The organism is Gemella cuniculi DSM 15828, assembly GCF_000425665.1.
GTDB lineage: Bacteria > Bacillota > Bacilli > Staphylococcales > Gemellaceae > Gemella > Gemella cuniculi.
Window position 1 is genome coordinate 1 of the sequence record NZ_AUDW01000031.1, and the last position, 20,002, is coordinate 20,002.

Consider the following 20,002-nt stretch of genomic DNA (forward strand, 5'->3'; position numbering starts at 1 on the left):
CTTTCAATTTTGATAATTTTATATAGTTTTTTTGTGCTTCTTCTGAAGTATAAGTTCCATCTTTACATCTCTTTATTTCTCGTGATATTGTTGATACATTTACTCCTATTTTCTTAGCTATTTTTCTCATAGAGTAGCCTTCTTCAAGTAATATTTCTATATTATTTCTTTGTTTTATGGTAAGATATTTATAGCTCATATATGAACCTCCGTGATGTTTTTGTCGTTATTAACATTTTACACGATTGTTCTTTATGAGTCTTTTTTTATGTCTTACTGTTGCACTTTATTTTACAACTTATCAAAATAAATAAGAAAATACACAGCTAGAAATTTTTATTTATTCATATTGCTAATATTATCATAAGGTTCTAAGTTACCTTTTTTACTCCCTCCACTGATCACCTCTTTACTAATAGTATACAGTAAAAACTTCTAACATTCTTATTTAAATATTAGAAGTTTTTTACCTGAAAATATTTTTTATAAATTTCTCAACAAAAATTTTTATATTAGTCTCTATTTTTTACTTTGATATAGTTAGCTATTTCATAATCTTTAGGGTCTAATTCTAGTTCTTTTCCTAGAATCAAGTTGGCTACGCTATATCCTATTATAGGTCCTGTTGTTAAACCTGAAGAACCTAGACCACTTATAGCATAAACATTTTTTAACGTTGGTACTTCCCCAAAGAATGGGGAATAGTCTGAAGTGTAAGCTCTTATACCAACACGTTCATTAATTATTTCAGCATCTTTTAATTCATAAAGAAAACTCGCCGCTTCTTTTCCAAAAGAATCAAGTTGTTCTTTGTCAATTTCAAGATCAAATCCCATATCATCTTCATGGGTAGCACCTACGCTGATCACACCATTTTCAAAAGGAATTATATCAAGTTCTCCTTCTGGCATTATGACAGGATAGCTTTCTGTATTCTCATCTCCAATTTTATAATCACGTAATTGTCCTTTTTGAGGTCTTACATCAACATCAAAACCTAATGGTGATAAAATATCTTTTAACCATGCTCCGGTCGCAAGAACAACAATATCAAACTTATCATTCTCTATAACATAGTTATTTTTCTCTATAGTTAAAGCTACTTTTTTGTTAACTATTGTAGCCTTCGAAGCTGAAAGCAACTCTTTTACAAATATTTCTCCTTCTACACGTCCACCACCACTTGCAAAAAGAACATCTCCATTATTACCAAAACATGGTATCACTTTTCTTACTTCATCTTTTGAAAATATTTTTAGTTCTCCTATCATCGGTGAAAGAACTTTTCTCTTTTCGGCAAGTTCTTTAAGTTCAACTAATTTTGTTTCGTCTTTTTTTAATAAATATACTCCACTTTGAGAATAGAAATTTGTATTAAGACCGTCTTCTGCTAAATCATCAACCAATTTCAAATAAAAATCCGCTCCAAGTCGCGCCATTTTATACCAAGGTTTATTCCGCCTTTTAGAAAACCATGGGCTAATAATTCCTGCTGATGCTTTTGTCGCCTGCCCTACACCATAATCAAACACTGTTATTTCTAAATCTTTACTTTTTGATAAATAATAAGCACAAGTTGCACCCACTATTCCTCCTCCTACTACCGCTACTTTCATACTACACCTCTTTTAATTAAAATATTTTTCTAAGTTAAATCTTGTCATTTCTGTTATATTCAACTTTTTCACAGCTTTTTATTAATCTAATAAAATTATACACCAAAAATTTTTACCAGTAAACTTTTATTAGATTAAAACTCTTACAAAATAAAAACCAATTTAAATGCCACTCTTCCTCAGCAATTAAATCGGCTCTTAATTTTTAATTAAATTTTATTTCTTCTATTTTTTCTATTTTTCTTGTCAATACTAATTCACCCTTAGTATTTTCTTTGGCTTCTGCCAATACTTTTTCTGTCTCAGAAGTACTCATGCTAGATTCTTTAGCTTGATCTTCTAACATTTTATTTATAATATCTTTAAATTTCAAAGTAATAATTTTCACTTCTTGAGTGCTTGCATCTATTTTTGCTTCAAATGGTATAGCATTGTTAAATACGTACTCCGCACCCTCTTCCGCAAATTCTTGCATGCTTAAAAATAATTTCTCACCTAAGTCTTTTAATCTTACTTTCCCAGTGAATACTAGTTCATTATTGTCTTTTTTGTAATTTTTTTCTGTTATTGAATCAAATAGTGTATTACCTGTAGAAAATACCGTCTTTAAACCTGCAATACTATCTGTATCTTCTGTGCTGTAGTTTGCTTTTAAAGCATTATTATTTACTATATCATATTTTTCATATCCTGTATCTACTTTTTTGATAAACACTTTCTCATTTTCAGATTCTTTATTGCCATCTTCATTTTTTTCCTCAGAATAATCTTTTAATATGTTTCCTTTTTCATCAATTTTTATATTTGATAATAAGTCCATAGTAAGTTGATGCTCTTCTACCTTTATATTCATGTTTAACTTAGTATCTAACTCTAAATTTTTCTCTGGAACGAATTTTCTTAACGACTCTTTAACTATTTCTTCATCAGATAATTCTTTTTTTACTGTTTGTTCCTGTGAAGTTTCCTTTTTTCCTTCTTGTTTTGTAGAACAACCTGATAAACTACCTACTCCAAAAACAATTCCAAATGCAATTAATAATAATTTTTTCATCAATATCACTTATCTCCTAATAATTGTAGTTAAAGGAATTATACATTAAATTTACAATTTAGTAAACCATTATTTCCTATTTTAAAACTTATTGTCAAAAAAATTAACTTTATCTTTACTCAACAGGTGTTAGGTATTATAATTAAATGTAAGTTTATTTTCTATTTTGAAAATATTTTTTCCATACGAAACTAATGAAAATATATCACAAAAGAAAATGACCTATAAATACTATTATGGAGGTAAAAATATGACTGAAATCAAATTAGTTCCAAGAAAAGATGTAGAAGAAAAATACACTTGGGATATGACTTTACTTTATAAAACCGATAAAGATTTTAGAAATACTTTAGAAAATATTAAGATTGATATTAAAAATTTCAAAGAAAAATATGAAGGAAAACTATCGAATGCTGAAACATTAGATTGCGCACTTTGTGATTATGAAAAATTATACGAAGAATTTTATAAATTATCTCACTATGCCAAACTTCCTATGACTGTTGACAGATTTAATGATAATGTAGTAACTAATGCTACTCTTTTTGAAGAAGTATCAACTTTTTGGGCAGGAAACCTAAGTTTTTTCAATACAGAATTAATTAGTCTAGCTGAAGATTTTATCAATAATTTTGTTAAAAAATATCGCCCAGATTTGAAATACTTTTTTGAAAAAATTGTTCGTGAGAAAAAACACATCCTATCAAAAGAAGCCGAACAAGTAATCTCAAATTATGAATCGCTTCCTAATTTTTACCATTTGTACGAAGTAACAAAGCACGAAGATATGCAATTTGACAATTTTGAAGCTAATGGTAAAACTCTAGAAAATAGTTTTGTTCTTTATGAAAATCTTCATGAAATGGATAACGATACCGAAGTTCGTAGAAACGCAGCAAAAAGTTTTTATAAAACGCTAAATACTTATAAAAATACTTCCGCTAATGAATATATTTCTCAAATTAAAAAAGAAAAAATGTTAGCTACTATGCGTGGTTATGATAGTGTTATTGACTACTTATTAGCCTCACAAGATGGTAACCGTGAACTTTATGATCGTCAAATTCGCACACTTATGTCTGATCTTGCTCCACATATTCGCCGTTATATTAAACTATTGGCACGTGAGCACAATATAAATGATATGCAATTTGCTGATTGCAAAATAAACCTTGATCCAGATTTCGAGGTTGATATGACAATTAATGAATCACGTGATTATTTAAAAAAAGCACTTGGAGTTTTAGGCGCTGATTATGTAAAAATGATTGATGAAAGTTATGATAAGCGCTGGACAGATTTTCCTCAAAATATCGGAAAGAGTACTGGTGGTTTCTGTGCAACCGTTCCAAATATAGCAGGTTTTATCCTACTATCATGGACTGGTAAAATGAATGAAGTTTTTGTCCTTGCTCATGAGCTTGGACACGCTTATCATTTTATGAGCACAGGTAAACATCAAACTATGTTGAACTTTGACTGCCCATTATATTTTGTAGAAGCACCATCAACTTGCAATGAAGTCATAGTTTCTAACTACCTTCTTAGAACAAATACCGATGCTAGATTTAAACGTTGGGTAATTAGTAATATGATTAGCAGAACTTATTTCCACAACATGGTAACCCATTATCTTGAAGCTGTATATCAAGATAGAATTTATAAAAAAATTGATAATAATGAAATGCTTAATGCCGATGTTCTTTCCACAACGAAACGTGAGGTTATGGAAGAATTCTTTGGAGATAGTTTAGTGATAAATGAAGGGGCTGAGTTAACTTGGATGCGTCAACCTCATTACTATATGGGATTATATCCATATACTTACTCAGCAGGACTAACGATTGGAACTGCTATTGCTAATAAAATTGATAAAGATAAAAACCACGCAAATATCTGGTTAAACGTTCTTAAACAAGGTAGCAGTATGTCAGCACTAGATCTTTCTAAACTTGCTGGCTGTGACGTAAGCACTGATGAACCGCTTAAAGAAGCTATTGGCTATGTCGGTCATTTAGTAGATGAATTATACACTTTAACTGACGAATTGAAAAAATAGAGTTTGTAAAAATAAAAAGGATTGACTATTAATTTTTAGTCAATCCTTTTTCTATAATATTCTGTTCAAAACCCAGTTCAAATTTATAAATAACCAATTCCTTTATATTTACTTACAGGTATATCGGCTTTTCAAAATAAAAATTTATGTTTATTGTTGTAAAATAATTTAGTAATTTTCTTTATCAAATTTTACTATTCTTTTTAATTTTACTTGCAAAAGCATTAATATTTCCAACTCATTTTTACATATTTTTGATTTTAATCTAGCACATCCATACTTTCCTTTATTCTCTTACTCCATAATTATTTATATTTTCGGCAAGAAAATCGACAGAGCTACTCCTACTGAAAATTTGATTTTTATAAACTCCACTCCATTTAGAGTTGATTTTACAAATCAATCACAATTAAATATTTCATTTAATTTTTTGAGAAAAGGTCTAATCACTTCATCTCTTTTAATTTATTGTAACAAGCATATTCACAATCTATTACCGCACTTCTAAAACCTTTGCTTTCCAAAATTTTTACAGCCTCTATCGTACTTCCTGCAGGAGAACAAACGTCATCTTTTAATTCTCCCGGATGTTTTTTAGTTTCTAAAACCATTTGCGCAGCACCTAATACGGTATTTGCCGCAAGTCGATACGCCACATCACGTCTAAGCCCATTCAATACAGCTCCATCAGCAAGTGCTTCAATAAACATATAAACATAAGCAGGGCCAGAACCACTAAGTGCAGTCAATGCCTGCATATCTTTTTCTAAAATAATTTCAGTTTTTCCAATATTAGAAAAAAGTTCTAGTACATTAATCTGATCATTCTTTTCTATTTTTTTATTAAAAGTTATCCCAATCACTCCCTTACCTACTTCTACAGGAGTGTTTGGCATAATCCTAACAATTTTTCCACTAGGAACAATATCCTCTATATCACCAATTTCAACAGCAGCTGCCATGGATATAATTATTTTACCTTGCAACTCATCTTTAATTTCTTCTAAAATACCTGCAACTAAATATGGTTTTACCCCTAGAAAAACTACATCACTACTTCTTGCTACTTCTACTAGATTTACACAAAAATTAATCCCATATTTTCTCGCAATATTTTCTGTACTTTTATCAGAAGAATTTCTAACAAATATACTGGTACTATTTACTCGTCCTCCAGATACTATCCCTTTTAGAATAGCTTCCCCCATATTCCCTGCTCCAATAAATCCTAATTTCATAATAACCTCCAAAATTTATTTTATTATTAAATTTACATATTAAAAACTTAATTTCCTCTTTTACATGGCTAACACTATAATTTAATTAAAGTGAAAAGATAGCTGTTTCGAATCTTTTTTCAAAACATAATATTATTAGCACTTTATACCACAACATACTTAATATTTTATTTTCAAAATAATTTATAAACTCTATAATTAAATTTTAGATCGTTTTACATCACTCTTGACGCTTTCAAAAAAACAAAATGCATTGTTTCATACTGCTACCTCTACACTTGCTTAAACTAAGCAACACTTTTGATATGTATAAATGTTTCTAATTTCCAATTTAATTATAACACATTTCTACTTTAAGTTTATTTTAATTTATTTATAAGGTTTACATTAAGTTTATCATATATAATAAACATAGTTAATAATATTTTTTTCATAAATATAGGCTCACTTAAAAGTGAGCTTTTCTCCTGCCCTTTTTCTGATTTTTTATTAATAATTTTATTATCAATTAAACTATGCTATACTTAAGTGGAGAATTTATTAAAGGAGTTTAATATGGATAAAAGTTGGAAAGAAATATTTAAAAATTACCCTGAGCGTAAAACACTAGCTCAAACCGTCGATAATATTAATAAAGCACGTACACAAATAACTATCTATCCCCCAAAAGAATTGGTTTTTAAAGTCTTCGATCTAGCCTTGGAGGACATAAAAGTTGTTATTCTTGGACAAGATCCTTATCATAATCCTAATCAAGCTTGTGGACTTAGCTTCTCAGTCAATGATGGTGTACCATTGCCAAAAAGTTTGATTAATATCTATAAAGAACTTTATGATGACCTTGGGATACAACCCGCCAGAACTGGAAATCTTGAAAAATGGTTTAACCAAGGAGTTTTTCTACTTAACGCTGTACTTACTGTAGAAAAAAATAATCCAGCAAGTCATGGAAACTTAGGCTGGCAAAACTTTACAGATTATATCATAAAAACTATTTCTGAAAAAAATGATCATGTTGTATTTATACTGTGGGGTGCCTATGCTAGAAGTAAAAAAAATCTTATAAATACAACAAAACATAAAATTATCGAATCTGCTCATCCTAGTCCTCTTTCTGCTTATCGTGGTTTTTTTGGAAGCAGAGTATTCTCACGTACCAATGAGTATTTAAAAGAATTCGGCAAAACAGAAATAGATTTTAAACTAGAGAACTAACTATAAACTATCTCTTTTTCTAAACTTTATTAATAGAAAGTTACAACAAGAAACTATACCTTTTTATAAGTTGTATAGTTTTCTTATTAATATCAAAACTTTAACTTGTAAAATATTGTTTCTAAATTAATTGTTGACAATATTTTATTAATCAGACTCGCTTTAATTAGGCGAGTTTTTTCATTACACAACAAAAAATAAAGATAAACATAATAACTGTATATCAAAAATATATTAAACTTGCAAATGATAAATAAGTCAGTAAAAATGATACTAATAAAAAGTTTTCATCTTTTTATAAAAAAATTAAAAACCTCATAAATTTTAAGTATATTTTAAGTACAGGGTCTATAATAATGACTTAAGCAAAAATAATAATTTTCGTAACTTAACGACACTTGTCGTTTCTCCCTTTTAAGTTAGAAAGTATTTTTGTTTAAACCAATATTTCGGTTAATTCTTTATGATATTAACAGATAATAAAACTTTTTAATTTTTTTCATAATGTGGCTTGTCGCTCCCTAGGCAAGCCATTCTCCCTTTTTAAAGAGTATTAACTTACTCTTTTGTTATTTGTATATAAGATTAGATATTATAAAAGTAAAATAATTTACTTAGAACTTAATTTAGTTCATAAAGAAAAGGCGTGTGGCAATATGACACACGCCTTCTTTATATTCATTTTAGTACAATATAAAACTTTCTACATAATACATTGTTCTATCTTTTCCACTAGCATAATTTTTGTTATTTAGTCTTACAGTCATAACACCAGTTGGTTTATTGGTTGCAATTGTTACGTAAGGAATTATTATTCTGTCTCCCCTGATCTCCCATTTTTCTTTTGGAGCAAAAACTGAATTACTTGCTCCTCCCAATCCTGTTGCAGTTTTTAAAAGGAAAGAGTTATCTTTTTTAAAATAAACTATAGTGCGTTTTTCCCCAACTTTTCTAACCAATTTTTCTAATTCTACATCATTATAATCTTTTTTACTTTTATCTAACTCTAAAAAGTTAATATTTTTTTCTTCCCTAAGTTCTTTTAGAATATCTTCTATGTGATATGTTTTTGGATTATATGTGTTTATTAAATCTAATACCTCTGTTGAAGAAATATTTTTTACTACATCATCAACTTCGTATCTACTCGCACAAAAATCTATTACATTTTTCATATTACTTTGACTTTGATTAATTAAACCGTAAATTAAAGGTGTTAAAACTTTTTCAACTTCTTTGAAATCGTGATTATAGCGACTAATTTCTTTTTTCGGATTAGATGCTACAACATTCGTATTTGAATTAGAAGTTGTTTGTTGCTTATTAACTTGTTCTTTTGTCTTATTAACTTCACTAACTTGACTTTTCGTTTCTTCTGCTGAACGTTCATTGACATTAACTTCTGTGATAGCTGGTTTTTTATCCTCCTTATCAATCTTCTGTGCTATCTTGTCTGAACAACCTGTTAAAAATCCAATTCCTAAAATAAAAGCTCCTGTTACTTTTAGAAATTTATTCATTTATTCCACCTTCTTTTTTATTTATTTTTTTTACATCTAAATTATACTACTAAAAATTACAAAATGCAAGAGATTATTACAAAATAATTACAAAAATATTACAAAACAATTTAATTTTCGTTTCTTTTTCCTTAAAAATTCTTATAAACAAAAAATTTTAGCCATAATTTCTTATTAAATTAAAAATTTATAATCTAAAAAGATATGTTTTTTCAAGATTTAATTTTAATACTTGACAAAGTGAAAAAAATAAACTATACTTGTATCATTACCGAGAACAAGTATAGTTCTAAAATTTTGGAGGTGAAATTTATGGATACAAAATTTTCAGTCGCAATACATATATTAGTCATGATATCTGAAAGTAAAAAAGATTTATCTTCTCAAGATTTAGCTAATAGTGTTGGAACTAATTCTAGCTATATTAGAAAGGTTATTTCACTTTTAAAAAATGCTAACCTCATCGTATCTCGACAAGGAAAAATTGGCTATCAATTAACGAAAAAAGCTATAGATATTACATTGTTAGACATCTACTATGCTACTCAAGAAATTAAAAAAATTAGCTTATTTCAAATTCATCAAAATACGAACGAACACTGTCCAGTTGGTTTCCACATTGAAGGTTTATTAACACCTATTTTTAATGAAATGGAAAATAAGTTAGAAAAAGAACTATCCGAAAAAAATCTAGCTATGATAATAAATAATCTTTATTTACAAGCAAAACTAATAAAAAAATAAAGAAAAAAACTTTCTTTATTTTTTACAATTACATGTACTTGTAACAGATACAAAAACAAAATAATAAACATATTTTAAGGAGATATAAATAATGAAATCTGCTCAAATAAAATCTTATAATAAAAATAATATCGCACTCACTTTCAATGAAATCCCTAAACCAACAATCCAAGAAGATGAGGTATTAATTAAAGTTAGTGCTGCTGGAGTAAATCCTTTGGACAATATGATTTCAAAAGGCGAAGTAAAACTTATAGTCCCCTATAAACTTCCTACCACAGGTGGGAATGAAGTTGTAGGCAATATAGAATCAGTTGGTTCTCTAGTAAAAAGTTTCAATGTTGGAGATCGTGTTTTTGCACGTTTACCTCTGAGTAAAATTGGTTCTTTTGCAGAATACGTAACTGTTCACAGTTCAGCACTTGCACGTGTTCCTGATTATTTAACTGATATAGAAGCCGCTGCTGTTCCTTTAACAGCTTTAACTATTATGCAGGCTCTAGATATCATGCAAGCAGAATCCGGGAAAACCATCTTTATATCCGGAGGCACGGGTGGTGTAGGTGCAATGGCTATTCCAATAGCTAAAGCAAAAGGGTTAACTGTTGTTACTAACGGAAATATTAGCAACAAAGATCGAGTTTTGACACTAGGAGTTGATCACTTTATTGACTACAAAACTGAAGATTACACTAAAATATTAAACGATATTGATTATGTCCTTGATACATTAGGTGGAAAAGAAACTGAAAAACAAATGACAATTCTAAAAAAAGGAGGAAAATTAGTTTCTCTTAAAGGAATGCCAAATGCCTCTTTTGCCAAAAGAATGAATTTATCAAAAACAAAACAAATTTTGTTCGGTTTAGTAGGACGTAAATTTGATAAGTTAGCTAAAAAATATGGTGTTACATATGATTTTATCTTTGTAGAATCTAATGGAAAACAACTACAAGAAGTAGCAGATATTTTTTCAAAACTAAAAATAAAACCATCTATTGATACTGTATATGAGTTTGATAATATTAATCAAGCATTAGACAAAGTTGCAAATGGTAGTTCTCGTGGCAAAACAGTAATTTCTTTCACCAAAGATAAATAATAAATTTATACTATAGGTATTAGTTAATAAAAAAAATTATAACGTTGTATGTCACATAGTTAAAATAAATATATATAAATTCAATCATCTAAAATATTATATATATATTTATTACAATTCACCATTCTTTATTTGAACTTATATACCTTTTATAGTAAAATATACTCGATAAAATGAATATATAGGAGATTTTTTTATGAATAGAGTTGCTATTGTTAGTGCTTTTCGCTCCGCTATCGGAAGTTTTGGAGGAAGTTTAAAAAATATTTCTACCGCTAAACTTGGTGGGGAAGTTGTCAAAAAATCATTAGAAAAAATTAATTTAAAACCCGAAGAAGTTGATGAAGTTATTTTTGGAAATGTTCTTCATACTGGACTTGGACAAAATATCGCTAGGCAAATTGCTGTACAAGCTGGCATACCAAAAGAAAAAAGTGCCTTTGTAGTTAATAAAGTTTGTGGTTCTGGACTTAAAAGTGTTATTTTAGGTGCTCAATCAATCTTGTTAGGGGATAATAACATCGTTGTTTGTGGTGGTATTGAAAATATGAGCACCGCTCCTTATTTTACCCGTAATGCTCGCTTCGGAAGAAAACTCGGAAATTTTGAAATGGAAGATAGTATTATTCATGATGGTTTAACTGATGCCTTTGAGAATTATCATATGGGAATTACTGCTGAAAATATTGCTGAACAATTTAATATTTCTAGACAAGATCAGGATAACTTCGCTCTTCTTAGTCAACAAAAAGCTACCTATGCTATTAAAAATAAAAAATTTACAGAGGAAATTATCCCTATCAAAATTAAAAACCGCCAAGAAGAATTAGTTTTTGACACCGACGAATTCGTTCGAACAAATACTTCTATTGAAAGTCTTACTAAACTTAAGCCGGCATTTAAAGAAAATGGCACCGTAACCGCAGGAAATTCTTCTGGAATCAATGATGGTGCCGCTTGTGTTGTTTTAATGTCTGAAACTTGTGCAAAAAAACTTGGTATAAAGATACTTGCGTACATTGAAGGATACGCCACCGCTGGATTAGATAATAAAATCATGGGACTTGGGCCTGTTCCTGCTACTAAAAAAGTTCTAAACAAACTTAATATATCTATAGAAGATATTGATTTATTTGAAATGAACGAAGCATTTGCAGCACAATCTATAGCTGTTATTCGTGAACTAGACTTGGATAGTTCAAAAGTAAATATCAATGGAGGGGCTATTGCTCTTGGGCATCCAATCGGAGCAAGTGGTACGAGAATTTTAGTTAGTCTTGTCCATTCTCTTATTAATGAAAATAAAAATAAAGGTTTGTGCTCACTTTGTATTGGTGGTGGGCAAGGGATATCCTTAGTAATTTCAAGAAAATAATATTAATAAATTCAAACACATTAATTCTTAAAATCAAACTCGAATATGATAAAAATATTTTGTAAAATTTGAATAATCTAGGTAGACTATTTTGTAAAAATCTTATACAATAATAGTTATGGCAAATTTTTTATTTATTAAAAAATTTTATAGAAATTAGTTTCTCATAATTTTTTCATTATTTATTAAACATTAAATTATAAATAAAATATGTAATTTGCATTTAGGTTTGATTATTAATCGAAAGGTAAAAAAAATATGAAAATAGGAATTGATAAAATTGGGTTTGCTATGCCAAAATATTATTTAGATATTCGTGATCTAGCAACTGCCCGTGGTATTGAACCTGATAAATTCACAAAAGGCTTGCTTCAACTTGAAATGAGTATCCCTCCTGTTTCACAAGATATCGTAACTCTTGGAGCTGAAGCGGCTTTCGAAATTTTAGAAAAAGATGACTTAGAAAAAATTGATATGATTATTGTGGGAACTGAATCAGGAGTCGATCAAAGCAAGGCTTCTGCTGTGTTCATTCACAATTTATTGGAGATTCAACCCTTTGTACGCTCCATTGAAGTTAAAGAAGCATGTTATGGTGCTACTGCTGCACTAGATTTTGCAAAAAATCATGTTATGAACAATCCTGAATCAAAGGTTTTAGTTATTGCAAGTGATATTGCCAAATATGGAGTTAAATCTTCTGGTGAATCCACCCAAGGTGCAGGAAGCTGTGCTATGCTTATAACTCATAACCCTAGGATTTTAGAGTTGAATAACGATAATGTTTGCTTAACACGTGACGTTATGGATTTTTGGCGTCCAAATTATTCTCAGTACGCTTTTGTTGAAGGGAAATTTTCTACTGAGCAATATCTTGATTGCTTAACAACTACATGGGACAGATATTCAGAAAAAAATAAACTTAATCTTTCTGATTTTTCTGCGGTATGTTTACATCTTCCTTATCCAAAGTTGGGTCTTAAAGGTTTAAACTTACTATTAGAGCAAGATATTAACGAGAATGCCAAAGAAGAATTATTAACACGTTTTAATGAATCTATTTTATATAGCCAACGAGTTGGAAATATTTATACAGGCTCGTTGTTTTTAGGGTTATTATCTTTAATCGAAAACAATGATACCCTTAATGCTGGAGATAAAATTGCTCTATATAGCTATGGTAGTGGTGCTGTCGCCGAAATATTTAGTATGACCCTAGTTCCAGGTTATAGAAATCACCTTAGAAAATCACGCTTTGATGATTTTGAAAAACGTACACGTATTTCTGTATCTGAATATGAAAATATGTTTTTTAGAGATACAACAGTTGATAAAAATGGTGATTTAAATATTTCAGATATTAATGATAATAGTAGATTTATTTTAGAAAAAATAGAAAATCATAAAAGAATTTATAAAAAACAGTTTTAAAGAGGGCTTATGGAAAAAATTTGGAGTGGATTTTATAAAAAAAATAGAGAAGAACGTTTAAATGTAATAAAAAATGCTAATCTTTTAGACGAATCACATTTAGAATTAATTGAAAAAAATGTAGTTTTAGATTATGAAACTGCAAACAATATGGTGGAGAATGTTGTAGGGACATTTTCTCTACCTTTTAGTGTTGTTCCTGATTTTGTTGTGGATGATAAAACTTATCTTGTGCCGCTTGTAACTGAAGAACCTTCTGTTGTGGCAGCTTGCAATAACGCTGGAAAAATTGTTGCAACTAGTGGTGGTTTCAAAACAACCATTCATGATAGAAAAATGATTGGTCATGTAGCTCTTTATGATATTAAAGATGCTGAAAATGCTGAAAAAATTATTTTAGAAAATAAAGCTCTACTTTTAGCAACTGCAAACGAAGCATATCCATCGATTGTTAAACGTGGTGGTGGAGCATGTGATATAGACGTAAAAATATTATCAGAAAATGAAACTACTTTTGTTGTAGTTTATTTGGTAGTCGATACTCTTGAGGCTATGGGAGCGAATATGCTAAATACTATGTTAGAGGCAATTAAGGTTTCATTGGAAACTCTTACTGGCGGTATATCGCTTATGGCCATTCTTTCCAACTATGCTACTAGTTCTTTAATAACTACGAAATGTGAAATTCCTTTTGACAAATTGACTTCGAAAGATAACGGAGAGGATTTGGCAAAAAGAATCGAGCTTGCTAGCAAATTTGCTAAAATAGATGTTTATAGAGCAGCTACCCACAATAAAGGAATTTTTAATGGTATCGATAGTATTGTAATCGCAAGTGGGAATGATTGGCGTGCTGTAGAAGCAGCGTGTCAAAGTTATGCTGCTAAAAATGGTAGATACGAAGGATTATCAACTTGGACTTGCAACTTTGAAAATAAAACACTCATTGGCGAACTAACTCTACCGATGCCAGTAGCAAGTGTTGGTGGTTCTATAGGGATAAATCCAAGTGTCAAATTAGCTAGACATTTATTAAAAAATCCAAATGCAAAAACCCTAGCTAGCATTATAGTTTCGGTTGGTCTTGCTCAAAATTTAGCAGCACTTCGAGCACTGGTTGGTGAAGGAATACAAAAAGGACACATGAAATTACACGCTAAATCTTTAGCCATTTTAGCTGGTGCAACAAATGATATTTTAGACGAGGTCGTAGATAAGCTTCGTAAAGAAAAACATATGAATTTAGCCACTGCTAAAAAAATAGTAGAAGAAATTTTAGACTAATAAAAATAAAAGAGAATAAAATAATATTGAACCAAATAACAGAAAATTTTTATTTCCCAAAAATTTTTAATTTGATTTAAAAACAAGTAATCTTATTCTCTTTTTATAATTATTAACAAGGAAAAATTATATTGGTAATACTTACTCTATCATTTAAAATTCATCTAACAGTAAAATCTTTAAATTTTAAATATTGGCAACATAAATAAAAAATCAAACTTGTTTAAACTCAAACTATTTCTAAAGCCATATAAAACTTTAGAAATAGTAAAAAATTTCATTCAAGTTTGATTTTATTTCCCTTTTTTGTATCCTGCCTTTATCGCCGCTTCTTCTGAATTAAAAATTACTAAATTTTTGGCAGCTATATTATTGTATGCTGGATGTCCGGGTATATAGTATTGTTTATTTTTCTTACTAGCACGAACCGTTACTTTTTTATTGACAGTATTTGTTTTTTCTACTTCTTTTTTGTTGCTTGTTTCTACGTTTTGTGTAACAGATTTCTGCACTGGTTGGGTACTTTGATTATCATTAATTCTCTGTTCTTCTTGCTCTTCAGTTTTTTTCTCACGTTCTTCTTTTTTCTCTTGCAGATTTTTCAGTTGTTCTTCCTTTTGAGCTGAACTTAAATGATTCGTTGTAAACATTGCTATCATTAAAACAGATGCAGATATACCACCTAAAACAACTTTTTTAAGCCTTGTTTTCTTTTGAATAAATCTTATAATAGGTGGACACAACAAAATAATACTAGGTATAAAAACTACTAGAGCGTACCCTACTCCATGGGTAAACACCATACCTAAAGATATTAACATAAAAAATATAAAGACAAACCAAAGAATTATTTGTCCATGCTCTTTTATAAATTTACTCACGATCTTGCTCCTCAAAAAATTAATCACTTAGAATATTCTATCACTTTTTCTTCTATTATACAATTATTTTATTAAAAACATCTATTTTAAATTTAAAATTACATTTTGAATTTAAGTTTATAACACAGGAAAAATATTTTTTATAAGCAATTTTGTTGTTTATTCTTAATTTTTTTTTTATAATTAGTTTATAACTGATTTACCTTAGGAGGATTTTTACTATGACATTCAAATTACCTGAATTACCTTACGGTTTTGATTTTTTAGAACCAGTTATTGATGCAAAAACTATGGAAATTCATCATGATAAACACCATGCTGCTTATGTAAATAATCTAAACGCAGCTTTAGAAAAACATCCAGAAGTTGAAACTTCTTGTGTTTGCGGATTATTAAAAAATATTGATAAAGTCCCTGCTGATATTCGTCAAGCAGTAATTAACAATGCAGGTGGACACCATAATCATACTATATTCTGGAAATCTCTAACTAAACCAGATATTTCTGAATTTTCAGGGTTAGTTAAAGAAAAAATCGAAGCTGAACTTGGTGGTTATGAAGAATTTGTTAAAAGTTTTTCAGCAGCTGCTGCAACAAGATTCGGAAGTGGTTGGGCATGGTTAGCACTTGATAAAGATGGAAAATTAGTTGTAACTTCAACTGCTAATCAAGATAGTCCATATTTAACAGGGCTATACCCTGTTTTAGGTCTTGATGTTTGGGAACATGCTTACTACCTGAACTATCAAAACCGTCGTCCAGACTATATTAAGGAATTTTTCCGTATTATAAACTGGGAATATGTGAATGAACGTTTAACAAAAGGTTTAGAAAAATTGGAAAAATAATATTCTCCAATAACAAAAAAGGTTCAGAAGTTTTGTTTATAAAAACTTCTGAACCTTTTTATTATCTTAAATTACATAGTTACATTTTAGCTATATAAATTAGTCAATTCATTTTCCGCTAATTCTTCACCTGTAGACACATCTATAACAATTCTTCTTAAAGTTTCAACTTTACCTACTTTAACTTTTATATAGTAACTTCTCAAAAGTTTAACTTCATTTCTAACTTTTGCAATAAAACTATATTTTTTATCTAAAGTCTCTGAGCTTGCTAAGTTAGATAAAATTTTACTATCGTACATTTCTCCTGAAGATTTAGAAAAGATTATCTCATCTAATACGGATAAGGTTTGTTTTTAGGATAGAGTTATCAAAATTTATTTTTATATTTCCTGTTATCATATCAGCAATGCCTATCTTTATTATTTGAAGACAGACAGATAAATTACCTCTTTTATAATACCTAATCTCATTTCATCTCTTGTTAAAGGAACTATTTGTGGTATTTTATCTACTGAGCGAAATATTGATAGACTGTAATATGAGTTAAACATCTTCTCTTCAAATGAATTTCTATTATTTACTTTTTGATAAGTGTAAAAACCTCCTACCAAGATTACTATTATTGTAGTAAATATTGTCAATTTCTTATTTAACCTTTTCATAATTTTCTACCTTTCTTTGTAATAATCTTGAATGTCATTTTCGTTGTTTTTAACTTTTCAACATATTTTTAATACTAATCTTCTTTTAATACTTCTTTGTCTAATGGTATTCCAAATGTTTTTTTCTGCGAATCTGTCATACACCAAATCAAATATTCATCTAACACCTCTAGAGATTCCCGAATATCTTCTTTTCTTTTTCCTAACGAGATTCTTTCTGATATCTTGTAAGGAACTAGTAACCTAAGGTTACAATATTCTCTAACATTTACTGCATAGTTTAATGTTCCACCTCGTTCTATATCATCTATCGATACTTCTACTTGCCAACTTCTATAAATAGATACTCTATGTGCGGATATATTCCTTTTTCTGAATCATAATTAATTTCAAATGATCTATGCCTAACATTTTTATAATCAAAATACTCTTCAACTTCGTCTTCAACTCTATTTAATATTATTCTTATTTGTTCCTGATTTAACACACTATATTCCTCCTATATATACTTTCAGCATCAAAGACATAACTGACATAACTCTGATAAAGATGAAAGTTTAATTTAATTTTCTTTAAAAATTATCTTTTTTCTATCGTCAGTTTGCCCATATTATTCTGGAATATGAACTTCAGCTATATCTTTTCCAATCTGTACGCACTGTGTCTAACAGTTTATCTGATTTTTTCTGTAAATATTCTTTTGAGATGTTATACTTTTCTAAGAGTTCTCTTCTCTGTTTTAGTTTGTCTTCAGTTACTGGAACATTTTCGCCAGTGAAACTTACATAATTTATTAGTTTTTTATTTTTTATCTCATATTTGTATGTTATGTCCAAATATACCTCTTATGATATTAGTGTCGAGCCAATTAATTGTTTTATCCTCATTATTTTCTAAAGATAACTCTACTGCACTATTATCTGTGTTCTCTTCATAATATAACGTTACAATATCTTACTCTCTTTTATCTTTAGGTATAGGTTTTTTATCTGTGGCATATTATCTATTGATTTAATTGATAATACATCATAATATGAATTATACATCTCTTCAAATACATCTTTTATGATTATTTTATGATAAGTATAATAACCGCCGTATGATTAAGGTTATCCAATATTCATTTAGCCTTTTCGTAAAATTTCCTACCTCTCTTAATAATAATTTCTAATATCATTTTTATTGTCTTTGGTTGACTATAAGATTAGCATTATTTTTCCCCGGCTTTATAAACATTATCCAATAATTTATTTATTTCTTGCTTTATTTCTTTTTCGTATCTACTCTTCTCTTCTTCTGTTAACCTCCTACTAGGTTGCTCTTTCCCTTGATTGATAAAACCACCTCTTATATTCATATTTTTATCAAAAATCACTAGATTATGATGCGTATTTATATATATATATATATTCTTTTTGCGTCCGTAGGTGATTCAATAATGATTTTTTTTTCTCCTGTGATTTCTAATTTTGGAATCCTATCCATCATCTTTAAATCATAATTATCTACTTGATATCCTGCTTTTCTTATTTGTTCTGCATATCTTGTTGTGTTCATTAATCTATCTAGTTGTTCAAATTCATTACCTTTATTGTTTTCTCTCGTCAATACTTTAGAGGGTACTAATATATAATATAAACCTACTATCATTGCGGCTACTATCAATAACGACATTATTCCTGTATATCTTCTACTCAACATTCTTAAACCTACCTCTCTCTAAATAATCAAAAAAGTCTTCTTGGTGTTTTTTCTTTTGTTCTTCTGTATACTGTGAAGATATGTATCTTTTAGCTATTGTATCAGTGTTTACTATTCTTTCTACCGCTGTTTTACCTTGATCATAATTTCCATATCCGTGTACTTTATAAAACTCACTAACTCTATTTATTGTGTTATTTTTTACTCCAAAATTATATTGAGTTAACACCTTAAATATATCTTTTTTATTTGCCTTCATCATACTATTATAAGTATTTATTGCATCTAAATCCGAATTAAAATCCCCATCATCGTATCGACCAGAGTCAATATCCCCTTTAAATGAAACCTCTTTATTTTCTAAATCCCAATATTTGATTTTATGAGTAATGTCTCCACTTCCTTTTGTGCATGATATACTACGAGTAGGCTGCGTAAATATTTTTAAAATATCTAAATCTGTGTTCATAATTTTAGAGGCTATACGGGGCAAATTCATTCTTAAGAATCCTGGGTAGTAGTCACTTGTATTTGTAAAAGTTGATAATTGCACTACTTCATGTGCAAAGTCTCTGGAGCTGGCATTATTATGCTGATTTGTAGTTGCATCAATAAGCCTTTCTATATCTATATCTGAAAATTTATATTTTTTTAATATTTCTGATAAAATTACTTCTTCTACCGTACCAGCCACTATCTTCCACCTAAATGATACATAACTTTTTGGAACTAAGGACGCTATTATTCTATTATACTCATGTATTATCTTTCTGTTACTCCATTTCCCTTTTATAGCTACAGCTAGAATTTCTTCTTGTAGCTTATAGAGTAATTCTGCTGTTTCCTTATCGAATCCATAAGTAACCATAAAATCTTTCACTATATAATCTTTTCAGCTTGTATCAACCCCTGGTCAACCAATGATTTTAATGTGTCTACTTCACTAAATAAGCTTGGCGATTTTGCATTAAATGCTAATAGCTTTCTTAGCTTTTCTTCTAACTCATGTTTTATTTTTATGTAGGTTTGTCTGTTTTCTTCTGCTATACCTATTTGATAATAGCTTATTGGGTCTTCCTGATATAGTAGGTTTAATAGGTGTTCTACTCTTTTTATTTGTCCTTCTGTTTCATAAATTAGCCTTTCTAGTTCTTGTTGTTTTAAACTAACACTATCTACCTCTGTTTTGTAGGTGTTTATGTAGTTTTCGTTTGCTCGTCCTATTGCTTCGTTTAAGAGTATACATCCTTTTATTAAAGGTTCTATTAC

The 20,002-nt window shown here is 29.1% G+C and carries 21 protein-coding genes and 1 pseudogene; 8 read left to right on the plus strand and 14 right to left on the minus strand.

The window, feature by feature from the left end:
• The 3 genes from H612_RS0104445 to H612_RS0104455 form a co-directional block, all read right to left on the minus strand.
• Positions 1-199, minus strand: a 199-nt coding sequence (locus H612_RS0104445) for a helix-turn-helix domain-containing protein (RefSeq protein ID WP_027129863.1), incomplete at its 3' end; no start/stop codon positions are given.
• Positions 200-512: 313 nt separating this feature from the next.
• Positions 513-1,616 carry an NAD(P)/FAD-dependent oxidoreductase gene (locus tag H612_RS0104450; RefSeq protein WP_027130354.1) on the minus strand — a complete coding sequence of 368 codons (1,104 nt, stop codon included), beginning with the start codon at positions 1,614-1,616 and terminating at the stop codon, positions 513-515.
• A gap of 205 nt (positions 1,617-1,821) precedes the next feature.
• Positions 1,822-2,670, minus strand: coding sequence for a hypothetical protein (locus H612_RS0104455; RefSeq protein WP_027130355.1), 849 nt, complete (start codon positions 2,668-2,670; stop codon positions 1,822-1,824).
• Between the two features lie 250 nt (positions 2,671-2,920).
• Here H612_RS0104455 and pepF point away from each other — a divergent pair, with 250 nt between their 5' ends.
• Entirely contained in the window at positions 2,921-4,729 is a 1,809-nt protein-coding gene (gene pepF, locus H612_RS0104460; protein ID WP_027130356.1) for an oligoendopeptidase F, read from the plus strand.
• A gap of 446 nt (positions 4,730-5,175) precedes the next feature.
• Here the strand turns inward: pepF and proC are convergent, their stop codons facing one another.
• On the minus strand, positions 5,176-5,967 hold the full coding sequence (gene proC, locus H612_RS0104465; RefSeq protein WP_027130357.1) for a pyrroline-5-carboxylate reductase: 792 nt from the start codon (positions 5,965-5,967) through the stop codon (positions 5,176-5,178).
• Positions 5,968-6,522: 555 nt separating this feature from the next.
• On the opposite strand from proC, the gene ung reads away from it, so the two are divergent.
• The gene (gene ung / locus H612_RS0104470; RefSeq protein WP_027130358.1) at positions 6,523-7,182 is read left to right on the plus strand and encodes a uracil-DNA glycosylase; all 660 of its coding nucleotides are present in this window, start codon (positions 6,523-6,525) and stop codon (positions 7,180-7,182) included.
• A gap of 683 nt (positions 7,183-7,865) precedes the next feature.
• Here the strand turns inward: ung and H612_RS0104475 are convergent.
• Positions 7,866-8,702, minus strand: coding sequence for a hypothetical protein (locus H612_RS0104475; protein WP_027130359.1), 837 nt, complete (start codon positions 8,700-8,702; stop codon positions 7,866-7,868).
• A 312-nt stretch (positions 8,703-9,014) separates the two neighbouring features.
• Here H612_RS0104475 and H612_RS0104480 point away from each other — a divergent pair, with 312 nt between their 5' ends.
• The 5 genes from H612_RS0104480 to H612_RS0104500 all read left to right on the plus strand — a co-directional run bounded on the left by H612_RS0104480 (position 9,015) and on the right by H612_RS0104500 (position 14,638).
• Positions 9,015-9,446: an Rrf2 family transcriptional regulator gene (locus H612_RS0104480; RefSeq protein WP_027130360.1), complete on the plus strand. Its 432-nt coding sequence runs from the start codon at positions 9,015-9,017 to the stop codon at positions 9,444-9,446.
• 91 nt (positions 9,447-9,537) lie between these two features.
• Positions 9,538-10,548 (plus strand): NADP-dependent oxidoreductase, encoded by a 1,011-nt coding sequence (locus H612_RS0104485; RefSeq protein WP_027130361.1) that lies wholly within the window; start codon positions 9,538-9,540, stop codon positions 10,546-10,548.
• Between the two features lie 196 nt (positions 10,549-10,744).
• Positions 10,745-11,923 (plus strand): acetyl-CoA C-acetyltransferase, encoded by a 1,179-nt coding sequence (locus tag H612_RS0104490; RefSeq protein WP_027130362.1) that lies wholly within the window; start codon positions 10,745-10,747, stop codon positions 11,921-11,923.
• A gap of 258 nt (positions 11,924-12,181) precedes the next feature.
• Positions 12,182-13,354, plus strand: coding sequence for a hydroxymethylglutaryl-CoA synthase (locus H612_RS0104495; RefSeq protein WP_027130363.1), 1,173 nt, complete (start codon positions 12,182-12,184; stop codon positions 13,352-13,354).
• A 9-nt stretch (positions 13,355-13,363) separates the two neighbouring features.
• On the plus strand, positions 13,364-14,638 hold the full coding sequence (locus H612_RS0104500) for a hydroxymethylglutaryl-CoA reductase, degradative (RefSeq protein WP_027130364.1): 1,275 nt from the start codon (positions 13,364-13,366) through the stop codon (positions 14,636-14,638).
• Between the two features lie 293 nt (positions 14,639-14,931).
• Here the strand turns inward: H612_RS0104500 and H612_RS0104505 are convergent, their stop codons facing one another.
• A complete protein-coding gene (locus tag H612_RS0104505; protein ID WP_027130365.1) occupies positions 14,932-15,519 on the minus strand; it encodes a sunset domain-containing protein in 588 nt (195 codons plus the stop codon).
• A 221-nt stretch (positions 15,520-15,740) separates the two neighbouring features.
• Between H612_RS0104505 and H612_RS0104510 the strand changes: the two genes are divergently transcribed.
• On the plus strand, positions 15,741-16,367 hold the full coding sequence (locus H612_RS0104510; RefSeq protein WP_027130366.1) for a superoxide dismutase: 627 nt from the start codon (positions 15,741-15,743) through the stop codon (positions 16,365-16,367).
• 86 nt (positions 16,368-16,453) lie between these two features.
• Here H612_RS0104510 and H612_RS0104515 read toward each other — a convergent pair whose 3' ends face one another.
• The 8 genes and pseudogenes from H612_RS0104515 to H612_RS10060 form a co-directional block, all read right to left on the minus strand.
• On the minus strand, positions 16,454-16,669 hold the full coding sequence (locus H612_RS0104515; protein WP_027130367.1) for a hypothetical protein: 216 nt from the start codon (positions 16,667-16,669) through the stop codon (positions 16,454-16,456).
• 120 nt (positions 16,670-16,789) lie between these two features.
• Positions 16,790-17,032, minus strand: a complete 243-nt coding sequence (locus H612_RS09130; RefSeq protein WP_027130368.1) for a hypothetical protein — start codon at positions 17,030-17,032, stop codon at positions 16,790-16,792.
• Positions 17,033-17,351: 319 nt separating this feature from the next.
• Positions 17,352-17,519, minus strand: a complete 168-nt coding sequence (locus H612_RS10260) for a hypothetical protein (protein ID WP_245570450.1) — start codon at positions 17,517-17,519, stop codon at positions 17,352-17,354.
• A 142-nt stretch (positions 17,520-17,661) separates the two neighbouring features.
• Complete coding sequence (locus H612_RS10265) at positions 17,662-17,868, minus strand: TipC family immunity protein (RefSeq protein WP_027130369.1); 207 nt, start codon at positions 17,866-17,868, stop codon at positions 17,662-17,664.
• Between the two features lie 374 nt (positions 17,869-18,242).
• On the minus strand, positions 18,243-18,389 hold the full coding sequence (locus H612_RS10270; RefSeq protein WP_245570451.1) for a hypothetical protein: 147 nt from the start codon (positions 18,387-18,389) through the stop codon (positions 18,243-18,245).
• 35 nt (positions 18,390-18,424) lie between these two features.
• Positions 18,425-18,733, minus strand: coding sequence for a hypothetical protein (locus tag H612_RS10275; RefSeq protein WP_035500322.1), 309 nt, complete (start codon positions 18,731-18,733; stop codon positions 18,425-18,427).
• Positions 18,723-19,613, minus strand: coding sequence for a hypothetical protein (locus H612_RS0104545; protein ID WP_027130370.1), 891 nt, complete (start codon positions 19,611-19,613; stop codon positions 18,723-18,725). The genes H612_RS10275 and H612_RS0104545 overlap by 11 nt, the downstream gene beginning before the upstream one ends.
• Positions 19,613-20,002, minus strand: a pseudogene (locus H612_RS10060) (hypothetical protein); the annotation flags it as partial. The pseudogene H612_RS10060 and the gene H612_RS0104545, both read right to left, overlap by 1 nt.

Bases quoted from the DNA above. Each gene is read 5' to 3' on its own strand.
- H612_RS0104495 (WP_027130363.1), top strand. From the start codon at position 12,182: ATGAAAATAGGAATTGATAAAATTGGGTTTGCTATGCCAAAATATTAT.
- ung (WP_027130358.1), top strand. From the start codon at position 6,523: ATGGATAAAAGTTGGAAAGAAATATTTAAAAATTACCCTGAGCGTAAA.
- H612_RS0104455 (WP_027130355.1), bottom strand. From the start codon at position 2,670: ATGAAAAAATTATTATTAATTGCATTTGGAATTGTTTTTGGAGTAGGT.
- H612_RS0104485 (WP_027130361.1), top strand. From the start codon at position 9,538: ATGAAATCTGCTCAAATAAAATCTTATAATAAAAATAATATCGCACTC.
- H612_RS0104515 (WP_027130367.1), bottom strand. From the start codon at position 16,669: ATGTACGATAGTAAAATTTTATCTAACTTAGCAAGCTCAGAGACTTTA.
- H612_RS09130 (WP_027130368.1), bottom strand. From the start codon at position 17,032: ATGAAAAGGTTAAATAAGAAATTGACAATATTTACTACAATAATAGTA.
- H612_RS0104450 (WP_027130354.1), bottom strand. From the start codon at position 1,616: ATGAAAGTAGCGGTAGTAGGAGGAGGAATAGTGGGTGCAACTTGTGCT.
- H612_RS0104510 (WP_027130366.1), top strand. From the start codon at position 15,741: ATGACATTCAAATTACCTGAATTACCTTACGGTTTTGATTTTTTAGAA.
- proC (WP_027130357.1), bottom strand. From the start codon at position 5,967: ATGAAATTAGGATTTATTGGAGCAGGGAATATGGGGGAAGCTATTCTA.
- H612_RS10275 (WP_035500322.1), bottom strand. From the start codon at position 18,733: ATGTTGAGTAGAAGATATACAGGAATAATGTCGTTATTGATAGTAGCC.
- H612_RS10270 (WP_245570451.1), bottom strand. From the start codon at position 18,389: ATGAATATAAGAGGTGGTTTTATCAATCAAGGGAAAGAGCAACCTAGT.
- H612_RS0104475 (WP_027130359.1), bottom strand. From the start codon at position 8,702: ATGAATAAATTTCTAAAAGTAACAGGAGCTTTTATTTTAGGAATTGGA.
- H612_RS0104500 (WP_027130364.1), top strand. From the start codon at position 13,364: ATGGAAAAAATTTGGAGTGGATTTTATAAAAAAAATAGAGAAGAACGT.
- H612_RS0104490 (WP_027130362.1), top strand. From the start codon at position 10,745: ATGAATAGAGTTGCTATTGTTAGTGCTTTTCGCTCCGCTATCGGAAGT.
- H612_RS0104480 (WP_027130360.1), top strand. From the start codon at position 9,015: ATGGATACAAAATTTTCAGTCGCAATACATATATTAGTCATGATATCT.
- pepF (WP_027130356.1), top strand. From the start codon at position 2,921: ATGACTGAAATCAAATTAGTTCCAAGAAAAGATGTAGAAGAAAAATAC.